Raw genomic sequence first — 16,567 nt, forward strand, 5'->3', positions numbered from 1 at the left:
TGAGGCTGGCCCGCCGGAGCGCTCCCCCCTAGCTGGCGCAGGCGGGCCAGCCGTTCGGAAGCAGGCGGTCACCGTGTGTCTTCGGTAAGTTGAGGTTGCTTGACGACCATCAACTGTGACGGAGACCACGATGACCGAGGACAGGATCGCTCTTCAGGACCTGATTGGGAAGAGCGCCGACGCTGACTTCCTGCGCGAGATGGTCGGTTTCGCCGCCCAGCGGCTGATGGAACTGGAGGTCGAAACCTTGTGCGGCGCCGGTTACGGCGAGCGCACGGACGAGCGGCAGACCAAGCGCAACGGGTATCGCGAGCGGAGCTGGGAAACCCGCGCCGGGGCCATCGACCTTCGGATCCCCAAGCTTCGGCGCGGCTCCTACTTCCCGGCCTTCCTGGAGCCACGGCGCACGGCGGAGAAGGCGCTGGTCGCGGTGATCCAGGAGGCCTACGTGCAGGGCATCTCGACGCGCAACGTCGATGACTTGGTCAAGGCGATGGGCATGACCGGCATCTCGAAGAGCCAGGTCAGCCGCCTGTGCCAGGACATCGACGAGCGCGTCCAGGCGTTTTTGAACCGGCCGCTGGAGGGTGACTGGCCCTTTGTGTGGCTGGACGCCACCTATGTCAAAGTGCGCCAGGACGGCCGCATCGTCTCGGTTGCCGCCATACTCGCCATCGGCGTCACCACCGATGGCCGGCGCGAGGTGCTGGGGCTCGGTCTCGGGCTGTCGGAAGCCGAAATCTTCTGGAGCGAGTTCCTGCGCTCCTTGACGCGCCGGGGGCTGCGCGGAGTGAAACTGGTGATCGCCGATGCTCATCTCGGGCTGAAGGCCGCCGCTTCCAAGGTGCTGGGCGCGACACTCCAACGGTGTCGTGTTCATTGCATGAGGAACCTCCTGGCCTGCGTCGGCAAGGCGCACCAGACGATGGTCGCCGCCACCATCCGCACCGCCTTTGCCCAGGAGACCGCCCAGGCCGCCCACGAGCAGTGGCGACACGTCGCCGACAGCCTGCGGCCGCGCTTCTCCAAACTGGCCGCCTTGATGGACGAGGCCGAGTTCGACGTGCTGGCCTACATGGCCTATCCCAAGGACCTGCGCACCAAGCTGCACTCCACCAACCCCTTGGAACGCCTGAACGGCGAGATCAAGCGGCGCACCAATGTCGTCGGCATCTTCCCATGCGAAGCCGCCGTCACCCGACTGGTCGGCGCCCTGCTGCTGGAGCAACACGACGAGTGGGCTGTATGCCGACGCTACATGACCATGGAAAGCTTGGCCGTGCTGTGCAACCCTGCGGGCGACCCGCTTGTCATCTCAGCGGAGTAAACCGGCAGCCTCAGCGCGCCGAGGAACACGAAGCCTCCTCAGACACCACACCCCGGGGCACGATCCCGCAGAAGCCGGCTTGCTGATCACGGTGTTCCAACTCGTCGCTCTTGCGATGAGTGCGATGATGCCGTTGCTGCTCGGACGCAAGAAGGATCAGAGTTTTCCAGCGTGCGCGGCATCGCTGGCGATGACCATCTCGGTGGTTGGTCTCCTTTTCTTCCCGGCCGGGGCTTATCTCTGGATGATTGTGTTGGGTCTTGGCGGCGGCGCCTGTCTGCCATTGGCCCTCGCATTCATCGGTCTGCGTGCAGCGGATCATCACCAAGCTGCATCGTTGTCGATGATGGCCCAGTCAATCGGATATCTTCTCGCCGCGCTTGGTCCCTTCGCCTTTGGGGTGGTTCATGATCTTGCCGGCAACTGGTCACTCCCGCTGGCTGTATTGGCGTTTATGGGGCTTCTCCAAGCACTGCTCGGATATAAAGCAGGTCGTGATAAAACGATTTCATGATTTATCATGTACATGAAGCTCTATCTCGGTGAATTCGCAACTTTTGTGTTGTGGTATCCCCAAATAAGTACGTCAAAAAATGGTGGTCATGTCTCATGTGCGGTAACACGTTACTATCTGAAGGCTGTCATACGCCAATCCCTTAAGGACGGCACCATGGTGATTGCCAGGGTGAAAGATATGCCGACCGACGCTCAGGCCTTCGGTGAAGGAAATATTCATAAGGACGAGCGCAAGATGTGCGGCGTGCGTCTGTATAAACTCTATCGGTGTGAGTAAAGGTATTGAATTCAATCTGTAAATTTTTTATTATCAGCAGTCTCTATCGTCTCCGGTAAGCGGCTACGTCTCGACCTTGACCCTGCGGCGCGAGAGCTATGTGGCGGCTGGCCAACCGGCCATGGCGATCGTCAACGCCGACAGCTACCATGTCCGCGGCTATTTCGAGGAAACCAAGATTCCGCAGATCCGTGCGGGCGATAAAGTGACCATCCGGCCCATGGGTCTGTCGAAAACCCTTGACGGTCACGTCGTCAGCATTGCTCGTGCCATCGCTGACCGCGAGGCCCCGTTCTGCTGGTACAGGAAATTGCAGACGTATTGGCTGCCGCCCTTGTAACAGACCACTGAGATGATGTGGTGGACGGCCCTTTCACCGGGAAACGGTGTCAAGCTGAGGTTGTTGAAGAAACCACCTTACAGGAGGGGCTGGTGACCACGCTTGTGACGATCGGTCTGGATCTGGCGAAGACTGTCTTCCAGGTTCATGGTATCACCGCCGAGGGAAAGGTTCTGGTTCGCCGGCAACTGCGTCGTGGCGAGGTGCTGAAGTTCTTCCAGGGCGTTCCGTCGTGCTTGGTCGGAATCGAGGCTTGCGGCACGGCGCACTATTGGGCCCGGGAGATTGCGGCCTTGGGGCATACGGTGAAGTTGATGCCGCCCGCCTACGTCAAACCTTATGTGAAGCGCGGCAAGACCGATGCGGCGGATGCCGAGGCAATCTGCGAAGCGGTGACGCGACCGACGATGCGGTTCGTCGCCATCAAGACGACCGACCAGCAGGCGGCTTTGATGCTGCACAAGACCCGCGATTTGCTGGTTCGACAACGGACAATGCTGGTCAACGGGTTGCGGGGGCACCTTGCCGAATTCGGTATCATCGCGGCGAAAGGGCTTGGCGGCGTGAAAACGATCATCGAAGCCCTGCATGAGGCACAGGATCAGTTGCCGGAACTGGCGCAGCTGGCGCTGCACGGGATCGTCGAGCAACTTCGCCATCTCGGCACCGAGATCGAACGGTTGGAAGCGCGCATCCTGGCTTGGCATCGGGCCAGCGATGTCAGCCGACGCTTGGCGACCATTCCCGGCATCGGCCCGATCACCGCCAGTGCGATTGCGGCTGCCGTGCCGGACGGAACCCTGTTCCGATCCGGCCGCCAGTTCGCCGCGTGGCTTGGTCTGACGCCGAAGGCGCACAGCAGCGGCGGCAAGGAGCGGCAGGTTGGCATCAGCAAGCAGGGCGACGGTTACCTCCGGCGCCTGCTCGTCGTCGGCGCCACAGCGGTCATGCGTCTGGCCCGCAAAGACAACGCCAGCCGAAGCTGGGCGACGAAGCTGTCGGAGCGCAAGCCGGCGAAGCTGGCCACCGTGGCCTTGGCCAACAAAACCGCTCGCATTGTCTGGGCGGTGATGACACGAGGAAAAACCTACGAGGCGCCGTCCGCCGCGTAGTCGCTGTTCACCCGGCGAAGCGAGAGATTGCTCGGCGGATGGATGTGCCAGGGTGATGAGACGTGATGACGAACCGGCTGGGCCGGGGATCGATCAAACCCACGGGGACCAAGCGCCATTGAGCGCGTTGAGATGATTTGGGCGTCGATCCGCGGAATTCATCAAGGCCAGCAGCCACCCGCTGCGACAACAGGCCGGACACATGGATGCATCCTATCGGCTGTCACTGCGGATTTCACTCTTGCACCGGAGGGGCCGTCCACACATGGTTTCTTCAACAACCTCAGCTTGACACCGTTTCCCGGTGAAAGGGCCGTCCACCACATCATCTCAGTCAGCTCTCCCCGGACGGTAAGAGGCCGTCCTCCAGCATGGCGAGCGCACCGATGATGAGCGCGTGCATGCCCTGGACGAGTTCCACCTCCATCTCGGCCTCCTCCGTCGCGCGGTCGGCCTCCACGACGGGTTCGCGGCCGGCCACCGAATACACGGTGTCGGCCACGGCAAGGCAATGGAACGCCACCGTCGCGAGCAGCCACCGGGCGTGGTCCTTCGGGATGCCGTAGGCGTGGGCGATGTGGCTCTGGTGCTCATCGATCTTGTCGATCATCGGTTGTGTCGCGGCCATCCGGCGGATCACGTAGGGCGTGACTCCCGGGTGCGCCTTGACGAACTCCCGCATCGATGTGGAGAACAGGATCAGATAGTCCTTCAATCCGCTGCGCTCGTCGCCGCAAGCCCGCGGGATCCGCCAGCGGCCGAAGAGTTCCTCGGCGACCAGACGCTTGAGGTGGTCAAGGCTCGGGACGTGCTTGTAGAGCGCCATGTGGCTGACGCCCAGCGCGGCGGCGACGCCGACGAAGGTGATGTTCGGCAGGCCCACCCCGATGCCGGCATCGACGATCCGCTCCCGTGTGATGGTGCGGGGGCGTCCGCGTGTCGCGGGGCGCTCTGGCGGCTTCATGTCCGTTTCCTGGTCGTGGCGGCGGCTACGCCCCCACTGTAACCCGCTTTGCGCAAACCGCGCCCCGTGGCATTTAGTTTATATGATGCAATTAAATACAAAATCGGTTTAGAGTGCGAGAGTCACTCTCACTCTCATGTGGGGATCCGCAGGACGCATGGTCGTGCACGGCACCGGACGACGGGCAGCCGGCCACGCCGGGTGTCCCGCCGGAACCCCGCCTTTCCGGCCGCGGCATGGGATGGGGGCCTGATCATCTCTCTGATTTTCATGGCGTTTCTTCTTTATGAGCACTCATGCCGCATCCGCAGCGGACGCTGGGAAGCCCAGTCCGATCAGCCGGCTTCTGAGCCCGATACGCGGGCAACTGATCGCCGCCGCCGTCCTGGCCGCCCTGGGCACCATGCTCACGCTGGTGCCGTTGGCCGGCATCGCGCACATCGCAAGGATCGTCATCACCGACCCCGGCCTCGGGCAGGCTCCGTCGACGGATGCGCAGGCTGACATCTGGCGGACGGTCATCATTGGCCTGACGTGCCTGTTCGCCGGCATGGCGCTGGTGACGGCCGGCGAGCTGACCGCCCATCTGGCCGACAACCGCATCACCCACCGCCTGCGCCTGGACGCGGCGCGGCGGCTGGCCCGGGTGCCGCTGGGCTGGTTCACCAGCCGGGCGTCGGGCGAGGTCAAGCAGGCGCTGCAGGACGACATCGCCACGCTGCACAGCCTGACGGCGCATGTCTACGCGGCCGTGGGGCGTGCCGTGGGCGCGATCCTGATCGCGGTCGTCTATCTGTTCGCTCTGGACTGGCGCCTGGCCGTCGTCTCGCTGCTGCCCTTCCCCGGCTTCCTTCTGTTCCTGCGCCACGCCATGAAGGCCGGCGCGTCGACCATGCCGGAGTTCGCCGCCCGGCTCGGGCGCGTCAACGGCGCGACGGTCGAGTTCGTGACCGGCATTCCCGTGGTCAAGGCGTTCGGCGCCACCGGGCGGGCGCATGGCGGCTACCGGGACGCGGTCGATTCCTTCGCGGAGGCCTTCGCCGGCTTCGCCCGTCCGCTGGTGGCGGTGATGGCCCACGCCCACGCGATGATCGCGCCGGTCACGGTGCTGGGCGTGGTGCTGGCCTTCGGCACGCTGTTCGTGGGTTTGGGTTGGGTCGCTCCGGTGGAGGTGCTGCCCTTTGCGCTGGTGGCGCCGGGCCTTTGCGCGCCGCTGCTGCTCCTGCACACGCTGCTGCACGATCTGGGCAGCGCCATCGGCGCCGCGCAGCGCGTGCTGGCGCTGCTGGACACACCCGTGCTGGAGCCGCCCGCGCCGGGCCGGCAGCGCGTCCCCACGGGCCATGACGTCCGCTTCGAGGGCGTGAGCCATGGCTATGGCGCGGGGCATCGGGTGCTGTCGGACGTCAGCGTCACGCTGGAGCCCGGGACGGTCACCGCCGTCGTCGGCCCGTCGGGTGCGGGAAAATCGACGCTGGCGCGGCTGCTGCTGCGCTTCTTCGACCCGGACGCCGGGCGCATCACGCTCGGCGGGGTGGATCTGCGGGACATCGAGACGTCGCAGCTCTACCGGCGGATCGGCTTCGTGTTGCAGGAGGTGCGTCTGATCCACGCCAGCCTGCGCGACAACATCGCGCTCGGCCGGCCATCGGCCAGCCAATCGGAGATCGAGGACGCGGCGCGCGCCGCCAACATCCACGAGCGCATCCTGGCCCTGCCGCGCGGTTACGACTCGGTGGTCGGCGAGGACGCGCAATTGTCCGGCGGCGAGCGCCAGCGCGTGAGCATCGCCCGCGCCGTGCTGCTCGATCCGCCCGTGCTCGTGCTCGACGAGGCCACGGCGGCGGCGGACGCCGACAACGAGGCGGCGATCCAGGACGCGCTGTCGCGCTTCGCGCAGGGCCGCACGCTGCTGGTGGTCGCCCACCGGCTCGACACGGTGATGCGGGCCGACCGCATCCTCGTGCTGGAAGGCGGGGCGATCGTCGAGCAGGGCACGCACGCACAGCTTCTGGCGCTGGGCGGCCGCTACGCCCGGCTGTGGACGCTGGGCGGCTACGAGGCCGCCACCGCTTCGGAGGAGCCGTCATGCTGAGGACCTTCGTCCGGCTGTTGGCCGAGGACGCGCCCCGCTTCCGCCGCTATGCCTGGATGGCCGTGGCCTATGGCGTGCTCTGTGGGCTGACCCTCGCCGCGCTGGTGCCGGTTTTGGCCCGCCTGCTGGCGGGGGACGCGACGGGGGCCGCCTCCTGGCTGCCCGTGCCGCTGGCCGGGGTGGCCGTCTGCTGGGGCTTGCGCCGCCGCGTGGAGCAGGCCGGCGTGCGCGTCGGCGTCGCCATCCTGCAGGGCGGGCGGCATCGCCTTGGCGACCATGTCGCGCGCTTGCCCGTGGGCTGGTTCACGCCGCCGAACACGGCGCGGCTCGGCCACGCCGTCACCCAGGGCATGATGAGCGTGGCCCAGCTTCCCGCCCATGTGTTCACCCCGGTCATCGCCGGCGTGGTGACACCGGCGGTCCTCGTCGTCGCGCTGTTCGCGCTGCATTGGCCGCTGGGCCTGATCGCGCTGGCGGCGCTGCCGCTGCTGGCGGGCGTCCTCGCGCTCTCGGCGTGGCTGTCGCGCCGGGCCGACGACGCCTTCCACCGGCGCTTCGCCGAGGCCAGCCAGCGCGTGGTCGAATTCGCCCAGGCCCAGTCGGTGCTGCGCGCCTTCAACGGCGACGGCGGCGGCACGCGCCGGCTCGAACAGGCCGTCGAGGAGCAGCGCCGGTCCGGCCTGCGGCTGATCTGGCTGTCGGCCGGGTCGGCGGTCCTCAACGCTTGGGCGGTCCAGGCCGTCTTCGCCGCTCTGCTGACCACGGCGGCTGTGTCGATGACCGGCCGGTTGGGCGCCGGGCCGGCGGCCGGGGAGGTCGTCGCCGTCCTCGTCGCGCTGCTGCTGGCGGTCCGCTTCGTCGATTCGCTGCTGGAGGTCGCCGGCTACGGCGAGGTGTTGCGCGGCGCGCGCGGCCAGCTTGACGCCATGGGCGCCCTGTTCGCCGTCGAGCCCCTGCCGGAACCGGACGCGCCGCGGGCGCCGCGCGACGCCTCGGTCGAGCTGCGCGACGTGCGTTTCCGCTACGCGGCGGGAGAGCCCGAGGTGCTGCGCGGCCTGAGCCTGCGCGTCGAGCCGGGCAGCCTGACCGCGCTGATCGGCGAATCCGGCTCGGGCAAGACCACGATTCTGCGGCTGATCGCGCGCTTCTTCGACGTGGAGCAGGGCGGCGTGCTGGTCGGCGGCGTCGACGCGCGGGCGATGTCGGGCGCGCAGCTGGCCAACCAAATCAGCCAGATCTTCCAGGACGACCACCTGTTCGCGGGCAGCATCGCCGACAACATCCGCGTCGGCAAACCCGACGCCGGCGGCGGCGAGGTGATGGAGGCCGCGCGGCAGGCCGGGCTGGCCGGGCTCGTCGCGCGGCTGCCCCAGGGCATCGACAGCCCGGTCGGCGAGGGCGGCGCGCGCCTGTCCGGCGGCGAGCGCCAGCGCATCGGCATCGCGCGCGCGCTGATCAAGGACGCGCCGATCCTGCTGGTGGACGAAGCCACAGCCGCGCTGGACGCGGAGAACCAAGCCGCAATCGCCGAAACGCTGGCGCGGCTGCGCGGCCGGCGCACGCTGGTGGTGGTCGCGCACCAGCTCTCCACGGTGGCGATGGCCGATGAGATCGTCGTGCTGGAGGACGGCCGGATCGTCGAGCAGGGACCGCCGGCGCAGCTGCGCGAGAACCAAGGGCGCTACGCGCGGTTCCTGAGCCGGCGCGAGGCCGCCAAGGGCTGGCGCATCGCGCCCGCTTCGCCGCAGGGAGCCGATTCCTGATGCGCGCGAGCCTCTTTGGTCTGTTCATTCTGCTCTGCGGCGCCTCGCTGCTGGTCGGCGCGCGGCCAATGTCGTGGTGGCCGCTGTCGGGCGACGCTTGGCTGACGCTGACGGCCAGCCGGTTGCCGCGCTTGGCGGCGCTGGTGCTGACAGGGGTCGGGTTGTCGGTCTGCGGCGTGATCCTCCAGCACGTCGTCCGCAACAAGTTCGTCGAGCCGGCCACCTCGGGCGGGCTGGACGCCGCCAAGCTCGGCATCCTGGTGGCGCTGACGCTGGTGCCCGGTGCCGGCACGGCGGGCCGGATGCTGTTCGCGCTGGCCTTCTGCTTCGCCGCCAGTCTGATCTTCGTCGCGATCGTCCGCCGCATCCGGTTCAAGAACACGGTCCTCGTCCCGGTGATCGGCCTGATGTACGGCGGCGTGCTGAGCGCCGTCGCCGAGTTCCACGCCTACCGCAACAACATCCTGCAAAGCATGCAGGGCTGGCTGCTCGGCGACTTCTCCCGGATCGTCCAGGGCCATTACGAGATCATCTACCTGATCCTGCCCATCGTCGCGCTGACCTACCTGTACGCGCACCGCTTCACCGTGCTCGGCATGGGCGAGGGCATGGCGACGAGCCTGGGGCTGAACTATTCGGCCACGGCGGCGCTGGGCCTGATGCTGGTGGCGGTCACCGTGTCCGCCACGGTCATCACCGTCGGGTCGATTCCCTTCGTCGGGCTGGTCGTTCCCAATCTGGTCGCGCTGCGCTACGGCGACCATCTGGCGCGCAGCCTGCCTGTCGTGGCGCTGGGTGGCGCCTCGCTGCTGCTGAGCTGCGATGTTCTCGGGCGCCTGCTCATCCACCCGTTCGAGGTGCCCATCGGCCTGACGGCGGGCGGCGTCGGCGGCGCGCTGTTCCTCGTCCTCATCGTCTGGAGGAACCGGTGATGCGCGCGCTGTCCCGCCATCCCGTCCGGGCGGCGGTCCTCTGGGCGGCGGTCGCCGCCCTGGCGATGGTCTTCCTGTTCGTGAATTCCGGCTTCGATTTCGACTACGTCATCCCCAAGCGGCTCGCCCGGCTGGCCGCCATGCTGATCGGCGGGGTCTGCGTCGCCTGGTCCGCGATCGCGTTCCAGACCGTCACCGGCAACCGCATCCTGACGCCGGCGATCATGGGCTACGAGGCGGTCTATCTGCTGCTGCAAGCACTGCTGATGCTGATCATGGGCACGGAAAGCCTGGTGCTGCTCGACGCGAACGGCAACTTCGCCCTGTCCGTCCTGCTGATGCTCGGCTACTCGTGGGTCCTCCATCGCTGGCTGTTCCGGGATGGCCGGAACGACGTCTATGTCCTGCTGCTGGTGGGGCTGGTGCTGACGATGGTGATCGGCACCGTCACCCAGTTCGTCCAGCTCAGGATCAGCCCCGGCGAGTTCTCCGTCCTGCTGGGATTCAGCCAGGCCTCCTTCAACCGGGCCGAGCCCGTGCAGCTGCTCGTCGCGGGCGTCCTCGTCGCGGCGGTCTGCCTGGCCGGCCGCAGGACCCTGCCGATCCTCGACGTGCTGGCGCTGGGCCGCGACCAGGCCATGTCCCTGGGCGTGGACCACCGGCGCGCCGTGCGGTTGCAGCTCGCGCTGATCGCCGTGCTGGTGGCGGTGTCGACCAGCCTGCTCGGTCCCACGGCCTTCATAGGCATCTTCGTGGCCAACACCGCCTACGCGCTGGCCGGGACCTTCCGCCACCGGGTGACGCTGCCGACGGGCTGCGCCATCGCCATCGGCACCTTCATCCTGGCGCAGCTCGCGGTCGAGCACGTCTTCAATTACCGGACCACCGTCGGCATCCTCGTCAATCTGGTGTGCGGCGTCTGGTTCCTCGCGCTGATGGCGCGCGCCCGGAGGGCCGCATGATCACGGTCGACAACCTGTCCAAATCCTACCGCGACCGGACCGTTCTTTCCGACGTCAGCGCGCGGTTTCCGGCGGGGCGGCTGACCTCGCTCATCGGCCCCAACGGCGCCGGCAAGACGACGCTGCTGATGATGGCCGCGCGCCTGCTGGAGCCGACCAGCGGCGACATCCGGCTCGACGGCCGCCCGGTTTCGGACATCCGCATCGGCGACTACGCCAGGCGCGTCGCCACCCTGCGGCAGGCTCCCGACTTCAACCTGCGCCTGACGGTCGAGGAGCTGGTCGCCTTCGGACGCTTTCCCCACAGCCGCGGCGCGCTGACGCCGGCGGATGGCCGGGCGATCGACGAGGCCATCGCGTTCCTGGCGCTGGAGCCGCTGCGCCGCTCCTATCTCGACGAGCTCAGCGGCGGGCAGCGCCAGATGGCCTTCCTGGCCATGACCATCGCCCAGCAGACGGACTGCCTGCTGCTCGACGAGCCGCTGAACAACCTCGACATCCGGCACGCCGTCCGGATCATGCGCGCGCTGCGCCGCCTGTGCGACGAGCACGGCCGCACCGTGATCCTGGTGGTGCACGACATCAATTTCGCGGCCAGCTACTCCGACCACATCGTCGCGATGAAGGGCGGCGCCGTCCATGGCGCCGGCCCGGTGCCGGAGGTCGTGACCGAGGCGCGGCTGCGGGACCTGTACGGGCTGGACTTCGAGATCACGCGCAGCGAGCGCGGACTCCTGTGCAACTACTTCAACCCATCGGAAGAGCCGACATGACCCTCGATCACGGATGCAGGCGCTGGCACGGACAAAGGCGCTGGGCGCTGGCCCTGCTGATGGCCGCGGCCGTCGCGCTGCCGGGGTGCGACCAGACGGCGGCCGAACCGTCGCAGGCGGCGGCGCAGCCACCCGCCACCGCCCAGGCCGCCCAGCAGGCCTACGACCCCGTCACGGTCCGGCACAAGCTGGGAGAAACCGTGATCAGGACGCTGCCGCAGCGCGTGGCCGCCCTCGACATGAACGAGGTCGATGTCCTCGACCAACTCGGCGTTCCGGTGGCCGGCATGCCCAAGGATTTCGTTCCGCACTTCCTCACCAAACACAGGGACGCCCCCGACGTCCAGGATCTGGGCGCGATCGTCCAGCCCAACCTGGAGCGGGTCCACGCGGCCCGGCCGGACCTGATCCTGATCACCTCGCTCCAGGCCAAGCAGCACAAGGAGCTGAGCGAGATCGCCCCGACGATCCATTTCGACGTGGATTACCGGGACAGCCAAGTCCAGCATATTGAGGTCATCAAGGAGCATCTCCTGACCCTGGGGCGGATCTTCGGCAAGGACGATCTCGCCCGCCGGAAGGCCGCCGAGCTGGACGCCAAGGTCGAAGAGGTCCGGCGCATCACGCGGGACCGCCCCGAGACGGCGCTGGTCGTGCTGCACAACAACGGCTCCTTCAGTTCCTTCGGCTTGCGGTCCCGCTACGGCTTCGTCTTCGAGGCCCTGGGCGTGAAGCCGGCCGGGCCGACGGCCGAGACCGGGCTGCACGGCCAGCCGGTCTCCAGCGAGTTCATCCAGCAGGCCAACCCCGACATCCTCTATGTGGTGGACCGCACCGCCGTGATGGAGCGCCGGCCGGTCCTGAACGCCGAGACCCTGGGCAATCCGCTGCTGCGGCAGACCAACGCCTGGAAGAGCGGCCGGGTGGTCTTCGCCGACGCGGAGGCCTGGTACGTCACCGCCGCTAGCCCGACCTCCATCAAGCTCGTCATCGACGACGTCATCAAGGGGTATCGACCCTGACCTATTGAGCGAAGCGCGTTCCGCACGGAAAGCGGAAACGACCGATCGGCGTCGAGAGATCGCTTCTTTTGAAGAAAGGAAGCGATGACGCCCCTTCCTACCCTGAAATCTCAACCAAAAGCAGAATGACATGGCGAAGCGTCGCAAGAACCATCGCGTTGCGCGTCCCGCACGGCGGACGGCGCACCCCACACCCAACCGTCCCGTCATCGGCCTCACCGCCGTCCTGCTGGGGCTGACCGTGGGCGCAGCCGTCGTGGGCGCGGCGCCGGCGTCGGCGCAGGTCGCCGGTGAGACGGCGGGCACGACCCGGACCTTCACCGTGCCGGCCGGCCCGCTGGACCGGACGCTCGGCGCCTTCGCCAACGTGGCCGGCGTCGAGCTGACCGCCGACCCGGCCCTGCTCCAGGGCCGGAGCAGCCAGGGGCTGTCCGGCCGCCACAGCGTGAGCGGAGGATTCGCCCAGCTGCTGCGCGGGCACGGCCTGCAGGCCGTGCGGGACGCCAACGGCCGCTACGTGGTGAGCCGCAAGGCCGGGCCGGCGCAAGGGCCCGCCACAGCGGACGGCGCGGCGGTTCTGCCGGCGCTGACGGTCACGGGCCAGGCGGCGACGGTCACGGCCCCCTACGCCGGTGGGCAGGTGGCGTCCGGCGGCCGCGTCGGGCTGCTGGGCGACAAGGACTTCATGGAAACGCCGTTTTCCACCGTCAGCTACACCGACAAATTCATCGAGGACCAGCAGGCCAAGGACATCACCGAGGTGATCGCCAAGACCGATCCCGCGGTGTTCAGCAACGGCGTCAGCGGCGCCTGGAGCGAGAACTATTCGATCCGCGGCTTCAGCTCCGGCACCACCGACGTCACCATCGGTGGGCTGGTCGGCATGGCGCCCTACTACCGGACCTCGCCGGAGATGTTCGAGCGCATCGAGGTCCTCAAGGGGCCGTCCGCCCTGCTCAACGGCATGCCGCCGGGCGGCTCGGTCGGCGGCGCGGTCAATCTGGTGCCCAAGCGCGCGGGCAACGAACCGCTGACCCGTCTGACGACCACCTACATGTCGGACTCCCAGTTCGGCGGGCATGTGGATTTGGGGCGTCGCTTCGGCGCGGACAAGGAGTTCGGCGTCCGCTTCAACGGCGTCTACCGCGATGGCGGGGGCGCCGTCGACCATCAGGACAAGAAGACCAAGCTCGGCTCCCTGGGGTTGGACTGGCGGGGCGAGCGCGTCCGCCTTTCGGCCGATCTGTACCACAGCGAGGACCGGGTGGACGGCGTGACCCGCGGCATCGGCCTGGCCCCCGGCGTGGCCGTGCCCAGCCCGCCCGAACCCGAAACCCTGCTGAACCCGAGCTGGTCCTACGTCCACAACAAGGACGAGGCGGCGATCGCCCGCGGCGAGTTCGACGTGACCGACGACCTGACGGCCTACGCGGCCGCCGGGATCAGCCGGAGCCAATACGCCTACAACGGCGCCATATCGGCCCAGGTGCTCAACGCGGCGGGCGATTTCCGCACCACGATCGGCCAGCTGGGCTTCACCGTGCAGAAGATCTCGGGCGAGGTCGGGCTGCGGGGCAGGTTCCAGACCGGCGCCGTCACGCATCAATGGGCGCTGAACGCCACCCGCTACTCGGACAACCAGAGGGAATACGGCCGCCGGTCGGTGGCGGGCGCGGACTGGACCACCAACATTTACAACCCGGTCTGGGGCCCGGCCGCCGCCATGGTCCTGCCGCCGACCCTTCACACGGAAACCCGCCTGGTCAGCTACGGCCTGGCCGACACGCTGTCCTTCGCCGACGACCGGGTGCAGGTGACGCTGGGCGTGCGCCGCCAGAGCGTGCGCACCGACAACTTCAACGTCACGACCGGGGCGCTCGCCAGCCGCTACGACGCGAACGCCACGTCGCCCGCCGCCGCGCTGCTGCTCAAGGCCACGGACCATGTCTCCGTCTACGCCAACTACATCGAGGGGCTGAGCAAGGGCCAGACGGCGCCGATGACCGCCGCCAACGCGGGCGAACTGTTCGCGCCCTACAAGACCAAGCAGAAGGAGGTCGGCGTCAAGGTCGATTTCGGCGACTTCACCCACACGCTCAGCCTGTTCGAGATCGAGCGGCCGGGCAGCTACACCGATCCCGTCACCAACATCTTCTCGTTCGGCGGCGAGCAGCGCAACCGGGGCGTGGAGTGGGGCTTCTTCGGCTCTCCGCTGGAGGGTGTGCGCCTGATGGGCGGCGTCGCCTACGTCGATCCCAAGGTGACGAAGACCGCGGTCGCCGCCAACCAGGGCAAGACGGCCACCGGCGTGCCCAAGCTCCAGGGCAAGCTCGGCGTGGAATGGGACGTGCCCATGCTGCCGGGCCTGACGCTGACCGGCAACATGACCGCCCTGTCCAAGCAGTACATCAGCGCCGACAATGCGCTGTCGGTGGCGGGGCACACCGTCTTCGACGTCGGCGCGCGCTACGCCGTCGAGGCCGCCGGCCGGCCGCTGACCCTGCGGGGCACCGTCAACAACGTGACGAACAGGGCGTATTGGGGAATGCCGCTGCTGTCCAGCCTGGCGCTCGGCGCGCCCCGCACCGTCATGCTCTCGGCCACGGCGGATTTCTGATCCAAGCGACGACGTCCACAGCCTGATGGCCTGTCTGATGCGCTGGTTGGGTCTGAAGGGCGCAGGCCCGCGCCAAGGTGGTGCGGGCCATGGTCGGCGGGCCGGCAGCACCTTGCCTACAGAACCGGGTGACCGGCCCCCTTCATCGGTGGTGCAGGACGACGGGCATACCGCCGCCTGCAATTGCGGCTCCCCAACCGGCTGGCGATTTCACTGGCCGAGCACGAGGCGATGATGGAGGCGTTGTTCGCCCACGATCCGGAGCGGGCGGCCCAGGCGACCCGCGACCATGTGCAGGTCTAGGGTCAGGGCTTCGGCGATTTCATGGTGCTGCTGCGCAGCGCGGTTGAATGACGGTCGTTCAGCGATGGCTCCCACGCCGACACCGCTAGGGAGATGATCGGCTGATCGTCTCGGCCAAGGCGTTGTCGTAGCTGTCGCCGACGCTGCCGGGCCACCGTGCAGCGTGCCACATCGATGCCTTCCCGCCGCAACTGCCGCCAGACTTTCCGCACCCCGTAGACCTGGAAGTTCGCGTCCCAGACCCGTCGGATAGCCAAACTCAGCTCCGCGTCGCTTCGCGAGCGGGCCGGCGCCTTGGACGGATCGGCCCGCCGAGCAGCATGGGCACGGTAGGTCGACGGGGCGATCGGCAGAACCCGGCAGATCGGCTCGACCCCGTGGACGGCGCGGTGCGCGTCGATGAAGGCGATCATTTCCAGAACGGGCCGTCGAGCTCCGCCTGGGCGAAATACGCCACTGCCTTGCGAAGGATCTCGTTGGCTTGGCGCAGTTCGCGGTTCTCGCGCTCCAGCGCCTTGATCCGCCCCCGCTCGTCCGTTGTCGGTCCAGGCCCTTGCCCTGATCGCGTTCGGCCTGCCGGACCCAGCCACGCAGCGTCTCCGCCGTGCAGCCGATCTTCGCCGCAATCGAGCCGATCGTCGCCCACTGCGAGGCGTGATCCCCCGCGTGCTCGAATACCATCCGCGCCGCACGTTCGCGGACTTCAGGAGCGTATGTGCGTGATGCCGCTTTCGTCATGATGACCCCAGTCTCTTGTATCTCTTCCTTGCCCGCCGACACGAAGCCGGCGAGGCTGTCGGCGGACGGGAGCCCGACCATCTCTCGGGTGATCGAGCCCGTTCTTGAGCACGGTGCCCCGTCCGCCGGTTCCATCCGGAACCCGAACAGTCGCTCGGGCCGCAAGGCGAGCCCGCATTCGCAAGGACGGGTCATGGAACAGCCTTCTTCGCCGAGTTTCGTCGGCATCGACGTCTCGAAGGACCGCCTCGACGTTCACATCCTGCCCTCGGCAGGCCTGCCTTTGGCGGTGGTCAATCCGCGTCAGATCCGTGATTTCGCCCGTGCCACCGGGCGCCTCGCCAAAACCGATGCCCTCGACGCCCAAATCATTGCCCTCTTCGCCGAACGCATCCGTCCCGAGCCGCGCCCGATCGCCGACGCGGACAGCTTGGCTTTGGCGGAATTGGTCGCCCGACGCCGCCAAGTGGTCGAGATGATCGGTATGGAGGCCAACCGCCTGCGTCAGGCCCGCGACCCACGGGTTCGCCGAACCATCGAGACCACTAGGAAAATCCTGGAGGCCCAGCTGGCCGCGTTGGACAAGGACATCGATGACACCGTGCGCGGTTCGCCGGTCTGGCAGGCCGCCGACGATCTCCTGACCTCCGTGCCGGGCATCGGCGCCATCACCGCGCGGACCTTGATTGCCGACCTGCCTGAACTCGGGCGGCTCGACCGCCGCCGCATCGCCGCCCTGGTCGGCGTCGCGGAGCTATGCGGGAAACTGGGTGATGACGGTTTGAAGAGGGCGGCGTATCGAGGCAGGTGACGAAGCCAGCCCGAA

General features: G+C 67.8%; 14 protein-coding genes, 2 pseudogenes and 1 other annotated feature. Of the genes and pseudogenes, 14 read left to right on the forward strand and 2 right to left on the reverse strand.

Features of this window, described 5'->3' with window-relative positions; all coding sequences use genetic code 11:
* Positions 1–130 precede the first annotated feature (130 nt).
* From JN22_RS33100 to JN22_RS33120, 5 genes are all read left to right on the forward strand, one after another.
* Positions 131–1,327, forward strand: coding sequence for an IS256 family transposase (locus JN22_RS33100; protein ID WP_085552005.1), 1,197 nt, complete (start codon positions 131–133; stop codon positions 1,325–1,327).
* A gap of 79 nt (positions 1,328–1,406) precedes the next feature.
* On the forward strand, positions 1,407–1,841 hold the full coding sequence (locus JN22_RS33105) for an MFS transporter (RefSeq protein ID WP_085558152.1): 435 nt from the start codon (positions 1,407–1,409) through the stop codon (positions 1,839–1,841).
* A gap of 12 nt (positions 1,842–1,853) precedes the next feature.
* Positions 1,854–2,120: a hypothetical protein gene (locus tag JN22_RS33110; protein ID WP_143269015.1), complete on the forward strand. Its 267-nt coding sequence runs from the start codon at positions 1,854–1,856 to the stop codon at positions 2,118–2,120.
* 22 nt (positions 2,121–2,142) lie between these two features.
* The gene (locus tag JN22_RS33115) at positions 2,143–2,460 is read left to right on the forward strand and encodes an HlyD family secretion protein (RefSeq protein WP_085558153.1); all 318 of its coding nucleotides are present in this window, start codon (positions 2,143–2,145) and stop codon (positions 2,458–2,460) included.
* Positions 2,461–2,552: 92 nt separating this feature from the next.
* Positions 2,553–3,572, forward strand: a complete 1,020-nt coding sequence (locus tag JN22_RS33120) for an IS110 family RNA-guided transposase (RefSeq protein ID WP_143269016.1) — start codon at positions 2,553–2,555, stop codon at positions 3,570–3,572.
* 334 nt (positions 3,573–3,906) lie between these two features.
* Here the strand turns inward: JN22_RS33120 and JN22_RS33125 are convergent, their stop codons facing one another.
* The gene (locus JN22_RS33125; RefSeq protein ID WP_085558154.1) at positions 3,907–4,536 is read right to left on the reverse strand and encodes a TetR/AcrR family transcriptional regulator; all 630 of its coding nucleotides are present in this window, start codon (positions 4,534–4,536) and stop codon (positions 3,907–3,909) included.
* 286 nt (positions 4,537–4,822) lie between these two features.
* Here JN22_RS33125 and JN22_RS33130 point away from each other — a divergent pair, with 286 nt between their 5' ends.
* The 8 genes from JN22_RS33130 to JN22_RS33165 all read left to right on the forward strand — a co-directional run bounded on the left by JN22_RS33130 (position 4,823) and on the right by JN22_RS33165 (position 15,003).
* A complete protein-coding gene (locus tag JN22_RS33130) occupies positions 4,823–6,631 on the forward strand; it encodes an ABC transporter ATP-binding protein (protein ID WP_085558155.1) in 1,809 nt (602 codons plus the stop codon).
* Positions 6,625–8,394: an ABC transporter ATP-binding protein gene (locus JN22_RS33135; RefSeq protein WP_085558156.1), complete on the forward strand. Its 1,770-nt coding sequence runs from the start codon at positions 6,625–6,627 to the stop codon at positions 8,392–8,394. The genes JN22_RS33130 and JN22_RS33135 overlap by 7 nt, the downstream gene beginning before the upstream one ends.
* Complete coding sequence (locus tag JN22_RS33140) at positions 8,394–9,326, forward strand: ABC transporter permease (RefSeq protein ID WP_085558157.1); 933 nt, start codon at positions 8,394–8,396, stop codon at positions 9,324–9,326. Before JN22_RS33135 ends, JN22_RS33140 begins: the two co-directional genes overlap by 1 nt.
* On the forward strand, positions 9,326–10,288 hold the full coding sequence (locus tag JN22_RS33145; RefSeq protein WP_085558158.1) for an iron chelate uptake ABC transporter family permease subunit: 963 nt from the start codon (positions 9,326–9,328) through the stop codon (positions 10,286–10,288). Before JN22_RS33140 ends, JN22_RS33145 begins: the two co-directional genes overlap by 1 nt.
* Positions 10,285–11,061 (forward strand): iron ABC transporter ATP-binding protein, encoded by a 777-nt coding sequence (locus JN22_RS33150; protein WP_085558159.1) that lies wholly within the window; start codon positions 10,285–10,287, stop codon positions 11,059–11,061. Before JN22_RS33145 ends, JN22_RS33150 begins: the two co-directional genes overlap by 4 nt.
* Complete coding sequence (locus JN22_RS33155) at positions 11,058–12,083, forward strand: siderophore ABC transporter substrate-binding protein (protein WP_211099742.1); 1,026 nt, start codon at positions 11,058–11,060, stop codon at positions 12,081–12,083. The genes JN22_RS33150 and JN22_RS33155 overlap by 4 nt, the downstream gene beginning before the upstream one ends.
* A gap of 130 nt (positions 12,084–12,213) precedes the next feature.
* Complete coding sequence (locus tag JN22_RS33160; RefSeq protein ID WP_085558160.1) at positions 12,214–14,700, forward strand: TonB-dependent receptor; 2,487 nt, start codon at positions 12,214–12,216, stop codon at positions 14,698–14,700.
* A 144-nt stretch (positions 14,701–14,844) separates the two neighbouring features.
* Complete coding sequence (locus tag JN22_RS33165; RefSeq protein WP_085558161.1) at positions 14,845–15,003, forward strand: FCD domain-containing protein; 159 nt, start codon at positions 14,845–14,847, stop codon at positions 15,001–15,003.
* A 137-nt stretch (positions 15,004–15,140) separates the two neighbouring features.
* Here JN22_RS33165 and JN22_RS33170 read toward each other — a convergent pair.
* Positions 15,141–15,741 (reverse strand): annotated as a pseudogene (locus JN22_RS33170) (IS3 family transposase); the annotation flags it as partial.
* Positions 15,342–15,458 (reverse strand) — a sequence feature (AL1L pseudoknot). (Overlaps the previous pseudogene by 117 nt.)
* 193 nt (positions 15,742–15,934) lie before the next feature.
* Here JN22_RS33170 and JN22_RS33175 point away from each other — a divergent pair.
* Positions 15,935–16,562: pseudogene (locus tag JN22_RS33175) on the forward strand (IS110 family transposase); the annotation flags it as partial.
* Between the last annotated feature and the right edge of the window lie 5 nt (positions 16,563–16,567).

The sequence above is a fragment of the Azospirillum agricola genome, assembly GCF_020005195.1.
Lineage (GTDB): Bacteria > Pseudomonadota > Alphaproteobacteria > Azospirillales > Azospirillaceae > Azospirillum > Azospirillum agricola.

What these genes read in the sequence shown, in the direction of transcription:
- JN22_RS33125 (WP_085558154.1), bottom strand. Translation starts at nt 4,536, where the DNA reads ATGAAGCCGCCAGAGCGCCCCGCGACACGCGGACGCCCCCGCACCATC.
- JN22_RS33135 (WP_085558156.1), top strand. Translation starts at nt 6,625, where the DNA reads ATGCTGAGGACCTTCGTCCGGCTGTTGGCCGAGGACGCGCCCCGCTTC.
- JN22_RS33160 (WP_085558160.1), top strand. Translation starts at nt 12,214, where the DNA reads ATGGCGAAGCGTCGCAAGAACCATCGCGTTGCGCGTCCCGCACGGCGG.
- JN22_RS33130 (WP_085558155.1), top strand. Translation starts at nt 4,823, where the DNA reads ATGAGCACTCATGCCGCATCCGCAGCGGACGCTGGGAAGCCCAGTCCG.
- JN22_RS33110 (WP_143269015.1), top strand. Translation starts at nt 1,854, where the DNA reads ATGAAGCTCTATCTCGGTGAATTCGCAACTTTTGTGTTGTGGTATCCC.
- JN22_RS33155 (WP_211099742.1), top strand. Translation starts at nt 11,058, where the DNA reads ATGACCCTCGATCACGGATGCAGGCGCTGGCACGGACAAAGGCGCTGG.
- JN22_RS33150 (WP_085558159.1), top strand. Translation starts at nt 10,285, where the DNA reads ATGATCACGGTCGACAACCTGTCCAAATCCTACCGCGACCGGACCGTT.
- JN22_RS33100 (WP_085552005.1), top strand. Translation starts at nt 131, where the DNA reads ATGACCGAGGACAGGATCGCTCTTCAGGACCTGATTGGGAAGAGCGCC.
- JN22_RS33145 (WP_085558158.1), top strand. Translation starts at nt 9,326, where the DNA reads ATGCGCGCGCTGTCCCGCCATCCCGTCCGGGCGGCGGTCCTCTGGGCG.
- JN22_RS33140 (WP_085558157.1), top strand. Translation starts at nt 8,394, where the DNA reads ATGCGCGCGAGCCTCTTTGGTCTGTTCATTCTGCTCTGCGGCGCCTCG.